The sequence below is a fragment of the Actinomadura syzygii genome (genome assembly GCF_008085905.1).
GTDB lineage: Bacteria > Actinomycetota > Actinomycetes > Streptosporangiales > Streptosporangiaceae > Spirillospora > Spirillospora syzygii.
The window spans coordinates 79,145-93,073 of record NZ_VSFF01000002.1; the positions used below are offsets into that span (position 1 = coordinate 79,145).

The 13,929-nt window shown below is 73.3% G+C and carries 13 protein-coding genes and 2 riboswitches; of the genes, 8 read left to right on the forward strand and 5 right to left on the reverse strand.

All coding sequences use genetic code 11. The features are described 5' to 3' along the window. Window positions 1-4: 4 nt before the first annotated feature. The gene (locus FXF65_RS04590; RefSeq protein ID WP_148348445.1) at window positions 5-922 is read right to left on the reverse strand and encodes a CE1 family esterase; all 918 of its coding nucleotides are present in this window, start codon (window positions 920-922) and stop codon (window positions 5-7) included. A gap of 130 nt (window positions 923-1,052) precedes the next feature. On the opposite strand from FXF65_RS04590, the gene purU reads away from it, so the two are divergent. The 7 genes from purU to FXF65_RS04625 all read left to right on the forward strand — a co-directional run bounded on the left by purU (window position 1,053) and on the right by FXF65_RS04625 (window position 7,889). Further along, window positions 1,053-1,901: a formyltetrahydrofolate deformylase gene (purU, locus tag FXF65_RS04595; protein WP_246198353.1), complete on the forward strand. Its 849-nt coding sequence runs from the start codon at window positions 1,053-1,055 to the stop codon at window positions 1,899-1,901. A gap of 117 nt (window positions 1,902-2,018) precedes the next feature. Further along, complete coding sequence (locus FXF65_RS04600; protein WP_148348447.1) at window positions 2,019-2,669, forward strand: DUF6286 domain-containing protein; 651 nt, start codon at window positions 2,019-2,021, stop codon at window positions 2,667-2,669. Between the two features lies 1 nt (window position 2,670). Beyond that, complete coding sequence (locus FXF65_RS04605; RefSeq protein WP_148348448.1) at window positions 2,671-3,237, forward strand: hypothetical protein; 567 nt, start codon at window positions 2,671-2,673, stop codon at window positions 3,235-3,237. Window positions 3,238-3,544: 307 nt separating this feature from the next. After that, window positions 3,545-5,167, forward strand: a complete 1,623-nt coding sequence (locus FXF65_RS04610; protein ID WP_246198354.1) for a sensor histidine kinase — start codon at window positions 3,545-3,547, stop codon at window positions 5,165-5,167. Further along, a complete protein-coding gene (locus tag FXF65_RS04615) occupies window positions 5,164-5,835 on the forward strand; it encodes a response regulator (protein ID WP_148348450.1) in 672 nt (223 codons plus the stop codon). Before FXF65_RS04610 ends, FXF65_RS04615 begins: the two co-directional genes overlap by 4 nt. 48 nt (window positions 5,836-5,883) lie before the next feature. Continuing rightward, window positions 5,884-6,093 (forward strand): hypothetical protein, encoded by a 210-nt coding sequence (locus FXF65_RS04620; protein ID WP_148348451.1) that lies wholly within the window; start codon window positions 5,884-5,886, stop codon window positions 6,091-6,093. 311 nt (window positions 6,094-6,404) lie between these two features. Beyond that, window positions 6,405-7,889 (forward strand): serine/threonine-protein kinase, encoded by a 1,485-nt coding sequence (locus FXF65_RS04625; protein ID WP_148348452.1) that lies wholly within the window; start codon window positions 6,405-6,407, stop codon window positions 7,887-7,889. Window positions 7,890-7,908: 19 nt separating this feature from the next. Here the strand turns inward: FXF65_RS04625 and FXF65_RS04630 are convergent, their stop codons facing one another. The 4 genes from FXF65_RS04630 to gcvT all read right to left on the reverse strand — a co-directional run bounded on the left by FXF65_RS04630 (window position 7,909) and on the right by gcvT (window position 12,197). Next, on the reverse strand, window positions 7,909-9,282 hold the full coding sequence (locus FXF65_RS04630; RefSeq protein ID WP_148348453.1) for an L-serine ammonia-lyase: 1,374 nt from the start codon (window positions 9,280-9,282) through the stop codon (window positions 7,909-7,911). A gap of 58 nt (window positions 9,283-9,340) precedes the next feature. Then, window positions 9,341-10,597, reverse strand: a complete 1,257-nt coding sequence (gene glyA, locus FXF65_RS04635; protein ID WP_281288874.1) for a serine hydroxymethyltransferase — start codon at window positions 10,595-10,597, stop codon at window positions 9,341-9,343. 2 nt (window positions 10,598-10,599) lie between these two features. Further along, complete coding sequence (gene gcvH, locus FXF65_RS04640; RefSeq protein WP_148348454.1) at window positions 10,600-11,004, reverse strand: glycine cleavage system protein GcvH; 405 nt, start codon at window positions 11,002-11,004, stop codon at window positions 10,600-10,602. A gap of 74 nt (window positions 11,005-11,078) precedes the next feature. Beyond that, window positions 11,079-12,197, reverse strand: coding sequence for a glycine cleavage system aminomethyltransferase GcvT (gene gcvT / locus FXF65_RS04645; protein ID WP_148348455.1), 1,119 nt, complete (start codon window positions 12,195-12,197; stop codon window positions 11,079-11,081). Window positions 12,198-12,264: 67 nt separating this feature from the next. Next, window positions 12,265-12,363: riboswitch (glycine riboswitch) on the reverse strand. Window position 12,364: 1 nt separating this feature from the next. Continuing rightward, window positions 12,365-12,460, reverse strand: a riboswitch (glycine riboswitch). Between the two features lie 164 nt (window positions 12,461-12,624). On the opposite strand from gcvT, the gene FXF65_RS04650 reads away from it, so the two are divergent. Continuing rightward, window positions 12,625-13,926 carry a M50 family metallopeptidase gene (locus tag FXF65_RS04650; RefSeq protein WP_148348456.1) on the forward strand — a complete coding sequence of 434 codons (1,302 nt, stop codon included), beginning with the start codon at window positions 12,625-12,627 and terminating at the stop codon, window positions 13,924-13,926. Window positions 13,927-13,929: the final 3 nt, after the last annotated feature.

Sequence of the window (13,929 nt, forward strand, 5' to 3'; positions counted from 1 at the left end):
CCGGTCAGCGGGCACGTGGATGCGCGGCGAAGAAGTCCCAGAGCACGGCGCTCGCGCCCGGGGGCCACCGGTGCGTACCGCCGTCGACCGTGCAGAAGGCGACCGCGACGCCGTCCGCGCCGCTGCTCTCGCAGCGGGCCTGGGAGACGCTCGTCTTGATCTTCTCACCCTTCGCGGGGAGTCCGGCGACGCGGCGCCAGAAGGCGACGGCCCGGGACGCGGGCGGGAACGGGCGGCCGTCGTTGAAGTCGCGGCGCCCGCCGCCGTGGTAGGGGACGTTCTCGTCCGCCGTCCCGTGGAAGATCATCGCCGAGACCGGGCGGTCCGGATGGCACTCGGTCACCAGCGCGCCCTCCACCACCCCGATCGCCGCGATCTTCCCGGGGCGCTCGCAGGCCATCCGGTACGCCATCCCCGCGCCGTTGGAGAAGCCCGTGACGTAGACACGGCGGGGATCGGCGAGCCCGGCGCCGGTCAGCCGGTCGATCAGCTCGGCCAGGAACCCGACGTCGTCTATGTCTCCGACCTTGGCCGGGCCGCAGCAGTCGCCCGCGTTCCAGGTGGTCATGAAGCCGTCCGGGTAGGCGCCGAGGAAGCCCTTCTCGTCAGACAGCCGGTCGAACCCGGTCAGCTTCTCCATCTGGCCCATCGTGGCCAGTCCGCCGTGCAGCGCGACGACCAGCGCGGGCGGGTCGGCCGGCCTGCCGTCCCTCCACCGCCCGCCGGACACCTTGGCCGGGACGTGCAGCAGGTACTCGCGGTGGCCGAACGTCCCGACGTCCAGCTTCTGCTTGTGCGTGCCCGCCGATGTGGGGACGCCGCCGACCGTCGCCGGGCGTCCGCCCTCCGCGTTCCGGGGCGTCCCGGTACATCCCGCGACGGCGAGCGCGATCACCGCCGAGATCAGCAGGATTCGCCGCATGAAGGCCAAGGTAGCCCCAGCGTCCGACGCGACACGGGCGCCCGGCCCGGAACGCGCCGGGGACGGCCGGACGCCGCGTAAGCTCGGCAGCGATCCGCCGTTTCCTTCGCTCCCGCCGAGAGTTGAGACCGTGAACGAACATGTGCTGACCCTGTCCTGCCCGGACCGGCCCGGCATCGTCGCCGCCGTCTCCGGCCTGCTCGCCGAGCGCGGCTGCAACATCGTGGAGAGCCAGCAGTTCGGCGACGGCGGGTCCGGCACGTTCTTCATGCGGGTGCAGTTCGGCGTCCCGGACGACGCCGACGCCGACGAGCTGCGCGGCGCGGTCGCGGCCCTCGTCCCGGAGCTGGGGCTGGAGTGGCGGCTGCACACCCTGGCCGAGCGCCCGCGCGTGCTGATCATGGTGTCGAAGGGCGGGCACTGCCTGAACGACCTCCTCTACCGGACGCGGTCCGGGCTGCTCGACATCGACATCGTCGCGGTCGCGTCCAACCACCCCGACCTCAGGCCGCTCACCCAGTCGTACGGGATCGACTACCACCACCTCCCGGCCGGGCCCGGCGGCAAGGCCGCGCAGGAGGCCGAGATCCTGACGCTGGTCGAGCACTACGGCGCCGACCTCGTCGTCCTCGCCCGGTACATGCAGATCCTCTCGGACGACTTCTGCGCCAAGCTGCCCGGCGCGATCATCAACATCCACCACTCGTTCCTGCCGAGCTTCAAGGGCGCCCGCCCCTACCACCAGGCGCACGCGCGCGGCGTCAAGCTGATCGGCGCGACCGCGCACTACGTCACCGCCGACCTGGACGAGGGCCCGATCATCGAGCAGGAGGTCGCGCGGGTCGACCACACGCACAGCCCCGAGGCGCTGGTCGCGGTCGGCCGCGACGTCGAGTGCCTCGCGCTCGCCCGCGCGGTCCGCTGGCACTGCGAGCACCGCGTCCTGCTCAACGGCGACCGCACGGTCGTCTTCCGCTGACCTGCGCCTTCGCCGTTCCGGCGAAGGCGGGCGAGATCGGCATGGCGGGTTTCGCTCCGCGTGACCATGACGCACGATGAGTGACGTCGGACGTGCCGATGGCTCACGGGGGTGGCTGTGGCCGAGACAACACTCGTACATGACGTGCTCGGGCGGGACGCGGTCGAGCGGGACGTGACCGAGGGCGAGCGGGCCGCGCGGCGGCTCGCCGTCCGGGAGTTCCGGCCGCCGCGCCCGCTCGCCGGGTTCGCGGCGGCGCTGCTGGTGACCGCCGCCGGCGGGACGGCGGCGGCGGAACTGCTCGCGGCGGCGCTCGGGTCCGGCGTCCATCCGCTGCCCGGCGGGGCGGCGGTGACAGAGGCGCTGCGGCACCGCTCTTGGAACGATCCCGCCGTGCTGGCCGGGGCGGCCGCCGCGATGGCGCTCGGCCTCGCGTTCCTGCTGGCCGCGCTGCCCGGACGCCCGCGCGGCGTTCCGCTGGACGGCGCCGACCCGCGCCTGGCGGGCGGCCTCCGCCGCGCCGACCTGCGCCGGACGCTCGCCGACGCGGCGCTCGCCGTCCCCGGCATCGAGCGCGTCCGCGTCCGCGCCCGCCGGTGGGGGCGCGGGACGTTCCGCCGCGGCCTCGTCGTCCGGGCGGCCACCTACTACCGCAACCCGGCGAACCTGGACGACCTGGTCCGCGCCGCGGTCGACGAGCGGCTGGACCGGGTGGAGCCCATGCACCGGCCGCGGGTCGACGTCCGGCTCGGCTGGCGGAAGGACTGACATGAGGATCCCGCTCGCGGTGACCGGCGCCGTCCTCCTCCTCTGCGGGAGCGCGGCGCTCGCGGCCGGGCTCGGCGCGTTCGACGCGCTCGGCGCCCTGTCGGGCAGGCCCCCGCTCGATCCGTCGCTCGTCCGGTACGCGCGGGACGAGGGCTGGTTCCTGCCCGTCGCCGCCGGAACGGCGGAAGCGGCCGCGCTCGCCGGGCAGTTGTGGCTGGTGCTTCAAGGGCGGGCGCTCATCCAGCGGCGCCGGCCGGACGTCGACCCGCGCGTCCGCGCCCTCGCCCATGTCGCGTCCGGCGAGCTGGCCGTGGCGGCGCGGGAGATGCCCGGCGTCCAGGACGCCCGGGTCAGGCTGACCGGCTCGGCGCACCGCCCGCGCCTCAGGATGCGGGTCGACTGCGCGCGCGACGCCCTGGTCGGCGAGGTGTACGGGGAGCTCGGCGCGGGCCCGGTCGAACGGTACCGGCGCGCGGTCGGGATGCCCGACCTGCCGGTCGTGATCAGGTTCAGGACCGCCGCCGCGCGGCGGGGGAGGCGCCGCCGCCCGCGGCCCGGACCCGCCTGACCGCGCGGGGCGCGCGCCCGCGTCCAGGGCCGGGTCCCGGGGCGGCGGCGCCCGTCCGGGTCCTGCGCCTGGCACGGGCGCGGACCTCCGGACGGGCGCCCGCGCTCCGGCAGACGCCCATGCGCCAGCGGAGAGAGGGCGCATGCACACGGCGGGCGCCTGCACTCGGGTGGGCCGTCGCAGGTCGGGTGAGCATGGTCGGCGGGGGCCTCGGGGTCTGTGCAAACTGGACTATCCGCCGTCCTGTGAGGGCGGTCACCCTTGTGTACATTTCGTTCACGGCGGCGGGTGGACGAAAGGGGCGGACGTGCGGCGTCCGGGATGGGCGGTGCCGAGCGGCTGGAGCCTTGCCCGGCAGCTCCTCGTGCTGCAGGCCGCGATCGTCGGGCTGCTGGTGGCGGTCGGCGTGACCGCCGCCTACCTGGACGCGGGCCAGTCCGCCGACGAGGCCGCCGGGCGGACGGTGACCGCCGTCGCGATCAGCATCGCCGACGGCCGGAACGTCCGCGCCGCGCTCGCCGCCCGCGATCCGAGCCGGTCGCTCCAGCCGTACGCCGAGCGCGTCCGCCGCGACACCGGCGTCGACTTCGTCACGATCATGAGCCCGGCCGGGATCCGCTACACGCACCCGAACCCGGCGCGGATCGGCGGGCACTTCGTCGGCAACACGGCGCCCGCCGTCGCCGGACGGACGTTCACCGAGACCTACACGGGGACGCTCGGCCCGTCCGTCCGCACGGTGACGCCCGTGTTCGACGACGCGCACCGGGTCGTGGCGCTCGTCGCGGTCGGCATCACGATCCGGGTGATCACCAAGGAGCTGCGGCACCGGCTGTACTACCTCGGCGCGGTCGCGCTCGCCGTGCTCGCCGCCGGGATGGCGGGCAGCTACCTCGTGTCCGCGCGGCTGCGGCGGCAGACCCGCGGCGTCGCGCCCGGCGAGCTGAGCGACATGTTCGAGTACCACCGGGCGATCCTGCACGCCGTCCGGGAGGGGCTGCTGCTGCTCGACCGGGAGGGGCGCGTCGTCCTCTGCAACGACGCCGCCCGCGAGCTGCTCGACCTGCGCGGCGACCCGCACGGCGACCCGCGCGGACGCCCGGTCGCCGACCTCGGCCTGCCCGACGAGCTGGTCGCGACCCTGGTCTCGGCGGAGCCCCGGTCGGACGAGATCCACGTCGGCGACACCCGCGTCCTGGTCGTGAACACCTCGCCCGTCCGGTCGCGGGACAGGGCGCGCGGCAACGTCGTCACCCTGCGGGACCACACCGAGCTGCAGGGCCTGACCGGCGAGCTGGACACCGTCCGCGGCTTCGCCGAGTCGCTGCGCTCGCAGGCCCACGAGGCGGCGAACCGGCTGCACACGGTGGTGTCGCTGGTGGAGATGGGCCGTCCCGAGCAGGCCGTCGAGTTCGCCACCGCCGAGCTGGAGACGGCGCAGCGGCTCACCGACCGGGTCGTCGGCTCGGTGTCGGAGCCGGTGCTCGCCGCCCTGCTGCTCGGCAAGTCGGCGGAGGCGGGGGAGCGCGGCGTCGAGCTGGTCGTCGCGGAGGACACCGTGATCGACGGCGTGGTGGAGCCCCGCGACCTCGTCACCATCCTCGGGAACCTGATCGACAACGCGGTGGACGCGGCCATCGAGGGCGCCGCGGAGCGTTCGCCGCGGGTCCTGGTCGGCGTCCGCCGGGACGCGGGCGGGCTCGTCCTGGAGGTGTCCGACAGCGGGCCCGGCGTGGACCCGGCCGCCGTCCCGGAGATGTTCCGCCGCGGCTGGACGACCAAGACGTCCGGCGGCCCGGTCGGGCACGGCCTCGGCCTCGCCCTCGTCGGCCAGGCGGTGCGCCGCCACGGCGGCGACGTCCGCGTCGGCTCCGGACCGGGAGGCAGCGGCGCGGTGTTCACGGTCTGGCTTCCCTTGGATACCCGATGATCAGGGTGTTGATCGTCGAGGACGATCCCGTGGCCGCCGAGGCGCATCGCTCCTACGTGGAGCGGGTCGCCGGGTTCAGCGTGGCGGGCGTCGTCCACTCCGGGGCGGACGCGCTCCGGTTCTGCGAGCGCAACCGCGTCGACGTCGTCCTGCTGGACTTCTACCTCCCGGACACGCACGGCTTAACCGTGTGCCGGGCGCTGCGGGCAGGGGGCAGCGAGGTCGACGTCATCGCCGTCACGTCCGCCCGGGACCTCGCGGTGATCAGGTCGGCCGTGTCGGTCGGGGTCGTCCAGTACCTGCTCAAGCCGTTCACGTTCGCGTCGCTGCGGGACAAGCTCGTCCGGTACGCGGCGTTCCGCGAGCAGGCGGGCGGCGCCGGGGAGGTCGCCGGCCAGGCCGACGTGGACGGCATGCTCGCCACCCTGCGCACCCCCGACCACCGCTCGCTGCCGAAGGGCATGAGCGCGGAGACGCTCCAGGCGATCACCGAGGTGCTGGCGAGCGCGGCGGGCGGGCTGTCGGCCGCCGCGGCGGCCGACCTCGCGGGCGTGTCCCGGGTCACCGCCCGCCGCTACCTGGAGTACCTCGCCGAGAACGGGCTCGCCCGGCGCAAACCGCACTACGGGCAGGTCGGCCGACCCGAAGTGCGCTTCTACCCGCGGTAGACGGGGTACGCATGTGACGACCGTGAAACGACATCGGGGGGAGTCGTCGTGAACGAGAAGCCTGGCCGGGCCGAGGACGAGACGACGGGGAGCACCGGCAGCGACCGCGGGAGGCGCCCGCCCGCCGAGGGGAAGCCCCAGCCTGACCAGCCGAAGCGCAAGCCGGGAGACGCCGCGCGCAAGATGCGCCAGATGTTCAAGGGCGCCGACCGCGCGGGGTCGTCGGGACGCGCGTCGGAGCGGTCGTCCCAGTCCTGACGAAGCCTTTGAGGTTCGTTGGGCGTAAATCGCGGTTCACCGGACTAACGTCCGAAGTGAACCTGCCGTCAAGGGCGATGAGGGGGTGCTGCTTGTCCGATCTTCCGGCTTCGGGCGGCTCCACCAGGGGGCCCTTGGACGTTACGTAGGGATACAGACGGACCACGGCATGGGCCCCTCCCGCTGAGCGGCCCGATGGCCCGGGGGTCGCGGCGATCACGTCGCGGCCCCCGGGTTCTTTCATGCGCGGGTGACCCCGCGAACACTCCCGGAATGCGATAGAGAAGGGGGATCTGCCGGAGGGGAGTCGGATGTCCGCGATGCCGCTGGAGGCGGGGGATCCCCCGCTCGTCGGTCCCTGGAGGATCCTGGGACGGATCGGGGAGGGCGGGCAGGGCGTCGTCTACCTCGGCTCGGGTCCGGGCGGGGAGCGCGTCGCGGTCAAGGTGCTGCGCGACCTGGACGCCGACGCGCGCCGCCGGATGGAGCGCGAGGTCGAGGCGGCCCGCAGGGTCGCGCCGTCCTGGACGGTCCGCGTCCTCGACGTCCGGGTCGACTCCACCAGCGCGTACGTGGTCAGCGAGTACGTGGACGGGCCGTCGCTCCAGGCGGCGGTGAAGGCCGAGGGGCCGCGGCGCGGCGACGCGCTGGAGCGGCTGGCCGCCGACACGGCCGCCGCGCTGGCCGCCGTCCACGAGGCGGGCGTCGTCCACCGGGACTTCAAGCCGCACAACGTCCTGCTGGGCCCGGACGGGCCGCGTGTCATCGACTTCGGCATCGCCCGCGCGCTGGACGTCACGTCCTCGCTCACCAAGGGCCCGATCGGGACCCCGGCGTACATGGCGCCGGAGCAGATCGAGGGGCGTCCCGCGACCGCCGCCGCCGACGTGTTCGCGTGGGGCGCGACGATGGTCTACGCGGCGACCGGGCATCCGGCGTTCGCCCGCGACTCCGTCCAGGCCCTCTTCCACCAGATCCTCAGCGAGGAGCCCGACCTGTCCGGGCTGGACGGACGGCTGCGCCCCCTCGTCGCGTCCTGCCTGGCGAAGGACCCGGGCCTGCGTCCGTCCGCCGCCGAACTGGTCGGGCGGCTCCAGACGCCCGCCGCGTGGGCGCCCCCTGTCGCTCTGCCGCCGGTGACGCTGCCGCCGACCGGGCCGCCGCCGATCACGCATCCGCCGATGAGCGTCCCGCCGACGACGGCGCCGGTCGCGCCGCGCCGCAGGCGCCGCCTCTGGGTCTGGCTGGCCCCGGCCATCGCGCTGCCGGTCAGCGCGGCGATGATCGCGGGCGCCTTCTTCGCCGTCCAGCGGCTCCTGCGGCCGGACGACGCCGTCGACGCCCTCCCCGGCGACATGTGCCGGATCTACGACTCCGACGAGGGACGGACGATGCTCCGCGGCCTCGGCGCCGCCGAGGGCAAGCGGATCCCGCAGAGCAGCCGCGACGGCTACGGCGAATGGCGGCTCTGCGCCTTCGGCACCGCCAGGTTCCCGCCGAAGGACACGTTCCAGATCCAGCTCAACCTCTACAACCGCGACGACCCCGCGAAAGGCGTGAAAGAGGCGCGCTACGCGGTCCGCGGAGGGACGGACTTCGGCTGCACCACCCCGTCCGCCGACCGCGGAATCGGCGACGAGAGCTGCGAGGGCCTGACCAAGGACTCCTGGGTCCAGGTCGTGGCGCGCCGGGGCAACGTGATCGCCATGGCCACGTGCTCGTCCCGCGACATCGCCGCCGCCGACCGCGACGCCCTGCGCCGCGCCGCCGCCCTGGCCCTCGACGAAGCCTTCTGACGCGCCCGGTCAGACGCCCTCAGCACTCGATGACGTTCACGGCGAGCCCGCCCCGCGACGTCTCCTTGTACTTGTCGAGCATGTCGCGGCCGGTGTCGCGCATCGTGGCGATGGCCTTGTCGAGCGAGACGAAGTGGCGGCCGTCGCCGCGCAGCGAGATGCGGGCCGCGCTGATCGCCTTGATCGCGCCGACCGCGTTGCGCTCGATGCACGGCACCTGGACGAGCCCGCCGACCGGGTCGCAGGTCAGCCCGAGGTTGTGCTCGATGCCGATCTCGGCGGCGTTCTCCACCTGCTCCGGCGTCCCGCCGAGCACCTCGGTCAGCCCGGCCGCGGCCATCGAGCAGGCCGACCCGACCTCGCCCTGGCAGCCGACCTCCGCGCCGGAGATGCTCGCGTTCTGCTTGAACAGCACCCCGATCGCGGCGGCCGTCAGCAGGAACCGGACGATGCCGTCGTCGTCGCAGCCCGGCACGAAGCGCGCGTAGTAGTGCAGCACGGCCGGGATGATCCCGGCGGCGCCGTTCGTGGGGGCGGTGACGATCCGTCCGCCCGCCGCGTTCTCCTCGTTGACGGCCAGCGCGTACAGGGTCACCCAGTCCATCGCGTGCAGCGGGTCGCCGGGCTTCTCGGCGGTGAGCTGGCGGTGCAGCTGCGGCGCCCGCCGCCGCACCTTGAGCCCGCCCGGCAGCAGCCCCTCGCGGGTGCAGCCGCGCTCGACGCAGGCCGCCATCACGGCCCACAGCTCCAGCAGCCCGGCGCGGATCTCGTCCGGGGTGCGGCCGAACGCCCGCTCGTTCTCCAGCATCAGCGCCGACACCGACAGGCCCGTCTCGCGGCACCGGTCGAGCAGGTCGGCGGCCGTGTCGAACGGGTGGGGCAGGACGGTGTCGTCGGGCTTGATCCGGTCGGCGCCGGTGGCGGTCTCGTCCAGGATGAACCCGCCGCCGACCGAGTAGTACACCTTCGAGCGCAGTTCGTTGCCGTCGGCGTCCAGTGCGGTGAAACGCATTCCGTTGGGATGGCCGGGCAGCGACTTCTTGCGCTCGAAGACCAGGTGCTCGCCGACGACGAAAGGCACTTCGTGGTCGCCGAACAAACGCAGTTCGCCCAGCGTGCGGACGCGCTCCATCCGCTCGTCGACCCCGTCCACGTCGACCAGTTCGGGCTTGTCGCCCTCCAGTCCGAGGATGACGGCCTTGTCGCTGCCGTGCCCTTTCCCGGTCAGCCCCAGCGACCCGTACAGGATCGCCTTCACGGACGCGGTCTTCTCCAGCAGCCCGTCCCGGTCCAGGCCCCGCGCGAAGCGGTGCGCCGCCGCCATCGGGCCGCCGGTGTGCGACGACGACGGGCCGATGCCGATCTTGAAGAGGTCGAAAACGCTGATGGCCATGAGGACTTGCCTCCCCGGTCGCGGCGCCCCCGCCCGCGCGGGAGGGGGCGCCGGGACGTCACAGGTCCGGGTACAGGGGGTGCGCGGCCGCGAGCGCCGAGACCCGCGCCGCGAGCGCGGCCCGGTCGAACGACGGCTGCAGGGCCAGCGCGATGACGTCCGCCACCTCGGCGAAGTCGGCGGCGGTGAAGCCGCGGGTGGCGAGCGCGGGCGTCCCGATCCGCAGCCCGGACGTCACCATCGGCGGACGCGGGTCGTTCGGCACGGCGTTGCGGTTCACGGTGATGCCGATGTCGTGCAGGCGGTCCTCGGCGTCACGGCCGGTGAGCTCGGAGTCGACCAGGTCGACCAGGACGAGGTGGACGTCCGTCCCGCCGGTGAGCACCTTCACCCCGGCCTTGGCGGCGTCCTCGGCGAGGAGCCGCTCGGCGAGCAGCTTCGCGCCCTCGACCGTGCGCTCCTGCCGGTCCTTGAACTCCTCCGACGCGGCGACCTTCAGCGCGACGGCCTTCGCGGCGATCACGTGCTCCAGCGGCCCGCCCTGCATGCCGGGGAACACCGCCGAGTTGATCTTCTTGGCGTACTCCTCGCGGGCGAGGATCAGCCCGCCGCGCGGCCCGCCGAGCGTCTTGTGCGTGGTCGTCGTGACGATGTCCGCGTGCGGGACGGGCGAGGGGTGCAGCCCCGCCGCGACCAGCCCGGCGAAGTGCGCCATGTCGACCATGAGCAGCGCCCCGACCGAGTCGGCGATCTCCCGGAACTTCGCGAAGTCGAGCCGGCGCGGGTACGCCGACCAGCCCGCCACGATCATCTTGGGCCGGTGCTCCTCGGCGAGGGTGGCGACCTCGGCCATGTCGACCAGGCCGTCCTCGGCGCGGACGTGGTAGGGCACCACGTTCAGCACCTTGCCGGAGTAGTTCAGCCGCATCCCGTGCGTGAGGTGCCCGCCGTGCGCGAGGTCGAGGCCGAGGATCGTGTCGCCGTGCTGGAGCAGCGCGAAGTAGACGGCCGTGTTGGCCTGCGCCCCGCTGTGCGGCTGGACGTTGGCGTGCTCCGCCCCGAACAGCGCCTTGGCCCGGTCGATCGCGAGCTGCTCGGTGACGTCGACGTGCTCGCAGCCGCCGTAGTACCGCCTGCCCGGATACCCCTCGGCGTACTTGTTCGTCAGGACGGAGCCCTGCGCCTCCAGCACCGCGACCGGCGCGAAGTTCTCCGACGCGATCATCTCCAGGGTGGACTGCTGGCGCCGCAGCTCGGCGGCGACCGCCGCGGCGACCTCCGGGTCGGCCGTGGCGAGCGGGTCGTTCAGGCCCACGGTCAGCCCTCCTCGATCAGCTTCTCGTAGGCGACCGAGTCGAGCAGGTCGCCCGGCTCCGCCGAGATCCGCACCTTGAAGAGCCAGCCCTCGCCGTACGGGTCGTCGTTGATGACCTTCGGGACGTCCACCACGGCCGAGTTGATCGCGGTGATCTCGCCGCTGACCGGCGAGTAGACGTCGCTGACCGACTTCGTCGACTCGACCTCGCCGCAGACCTCGCCCGCCTCGACGGCGCCGCCCTCGCCCACCTGGAGCTCCAGGTAGACGATCTCGCCGAGGGCGTCGGCGGCGTGCGCGGTGATGCCCACGGTGACGATGTCGTCCTCCGGCGTCGAACCGGCGGGGCCGAGGCCCGCCACCCACTCGTGCTCCTCGCTGTAGCGGAGCTGCTCCGGAACGCTCACGATCACTTCTCTCTTCTCTGTACGGGGTTCGCTGCGGGGGGACGGTCGGTCCCGCGCCCCCGGGACGGCTTTCTTCAGGAACGCTTGTAGAACGGCAGGTCGACCACGTCCACCGGCTCCTGCCGGCCGCGCACGTCCACGGCGAGGCCGGTCTCCGCGGCGCCGCTGTCGAGGTAGGCCATGGCGATCGGCGTGCCCAGTGTGGGCGACGGCGCGCCGCTCGTCACGATCCCGCACGGCGTGCCGCCGGACGCGACGACCCGATACCCCTTCCGCGGCGCCCGACGCCCCCGCGCGACGAGCCCGACGAGCCTGCGCCCCGGCGGGGTCTGCGCCTGCGCCGCGAGGGCGGCCTTCCCGACGAAGTCGACGGCCTTGTCGAGCTTCACCACCCGGCCGAGGCCCGCCTCGAACGGGGTGGTCTCGGCGGTGAGTTCGTTGCCGTACAGCGGCATCCCCGCCTCCAGACGCAGCGTGTCGCGCGCGGACAGCCCGGCCGGGACGACGCCGTCCACGGCCGCTAGCGCGTTCCACAGCGGGACGGCGTCGGCCGCGTCGACGAACAGCTCGAAGCCGTCCTCGCCGGTGTAGCCGGTCCGGGCGACCAGGGCGTCGACCCCGGCGACCCGTCCGGCGAGGATCGCGTAGTACTTGAGGTCGGCCAGCGGCGCGTCGGTGAAGCCTTCGAGAATCTTCTGCGAACGCGGGCCCTGGAGGGCGATCAGCGCGTAGGCGTCGGACCTGTCGTCCACGGTCGCGTCGAAGCCGGAGACCCGTTCGGTCAGGGCGTCCCGCACGACGGCGGCGTTCGCGGCGTTCGCGACGACCATCCACGTCTCGTCGGCGAGGCGGTAGACGATCAGGTCGTCGAGGACGCCGCCGTCCTGCCCGCAGATCATCGTGTACCGGGCCTTGCCGACCTTCATCGGCGACAGGTTCCCGACCAGCGCGAAGTCGAGCGCGGCGCCCGCGCCCGGCCCGGCGAGAAAGATCTCCCCCATGTGGGACAGGTCGAACAGGCCCGCGCCGGTGCGGACGGCCTGGTGCTCGGCCGTCTCGCTCGCGTAGCGCAGCGGCATCAGGTAACCGGCGAAGTCGACGAGGTTCGCGCCGAGGTCCTCGTGGACGTCGTGCAGCGGCGTCTTCTTCGGGGTCTTCACGGCGGTTTCGGCGTCGTTCTTGTCGGCGGACATGGGTTCGGCTCCTTCGTCACGGGCGCGCGTGGCCTAATCGTCCCACCCGCGCACCGGGCGTCTCGGTGCCTCCCCCTCTGTCATCGGCGCCTGAGAGCTTCACCCGTCCCGGAAGGGCGGGCTTTCACCTTCGGCGGAGGACCTGGTCCCCGCTTTCCAGAGGTCGCCTGGCCCGTGCGGTCCGTGGGCCTGAGAGGTTCCGGGGAGGATTTGCTCCTTCGGCGTCCCCCGCCGGCTGCGAGGGACTCTCCCGCACGGGATAGTCGGCTGCGGGCAAGGCTAGCAGTTCCCTTTGTCCATGCCCCTTGTCCAGGCCCTGTCGCTGAGCTCGTGCGTTGAGCCGAATGCGGGCCCGTGACGTACTCTAAGACGGTTGCTGGAGATCACCCTGGGTGCGCGGGGTGCACGACCCGGAGGGGCAATCCGCATGGCCTACCTGGCTGGAGCGTTGATCCTGTTCTTCGGCCTGCTGGTGTCCATCGCCCTGCACGAGCTCGGGCACTTCTCGTTCGCCAAGCTGTTCGGCGTCCGCACGACCCAGTTCATGGTCGGCTTCGGCCCGACGATGAAGTCGTGGCGCCGCGGCGAGACCGAGTACGGCGTGAAATGGATCCCGCTCGGCGGCTACATCCGCATGATCGGGATGCTGCCGCCGCGCCGCGGCGACGCCCCCGGCCAGGTCCGGCGGATCAGCACCGGCCCCTGGCAGGGCCTCATCGAGTCCGCCCGCGGCGCGGCGCTGGAGGAGGTCAGGCCCGGCGACGAGGACCGCGTCTTCTACGCCAAGAAGTGGTGGCAGAAGGCGCTGATCATGGTGGGCGGGCCCGCGATGAACCTCGTCCTCGCCGTGCTGTTCTTCGCGATCCTGCTGATGGGCATCGGGACGAGCCAGCCGCAGCCGGTGATCCGCGAGGTCGCCGAGTGCATGGTCCCGGCGAGCCAGTCGGCCGACGTCAAGGGCTGCCCGGCGAACGCGCCCGCGACGCCCGCCAAGCAGGTCGGGCTCAGGCCCGGCGACCGGATCGTCGCGTTCGGCGGCCAGAAGATCGGCGACTACCGCGAGCTGCAGGAGCTGATCCGCGGCGACGGCGGCAAGACGGTGCCGATGACCGTCCGGCGCGACGGGCACGACATCACGCTCACCGTCCCGATCACCCGCAACCAGATGTACGACCTGAAGGACGAGAGCAAGGTCGTCAACGTCGGCTTCCTCGGCATCACGCCCGACAGCGCCGTCGAGCGGCAGGGGCCGGGCGCGGTCGCGAGCACGATGGGCGACCTGACCTCGCGCACGGCGGGCGCGCTCGTCCGGATGCCGCAGAAGATGGTCGGCGTCTGGAACGCCGCGTTCGGCGGCGACGAGCGCGACCCGAACGGCCCGATCGGCGTCGTCGGCGTCAGCCGGATCGGCGGCGAGGTCGCCGCGTCCCAGGAGTTCACCGGCACGCAGAAGATCTCCTACTTCGTCATGCTGCTCGGCTCGCTGAACCTCGCGGTGGGGCTGTTCAACCTCGTCCCGCTGCTGCCGCTGGACGGCGGGCACATCGCGGGCGCGCTGCTGGAGGCGATCAAGAAGGCGTTCGCCCGGGTGTTCCGCAGGCCCGACCCCGGCTACGTGGACGTCGCCAAGGCCCTGCCGGTGACGTACGTGATGGCGGCCGTGCTGATCGTCATGGGCGGGCTGCTGATCTACGCCGACCTGTTCAACCCCGTCCGCGTCACCGGCTAGCCG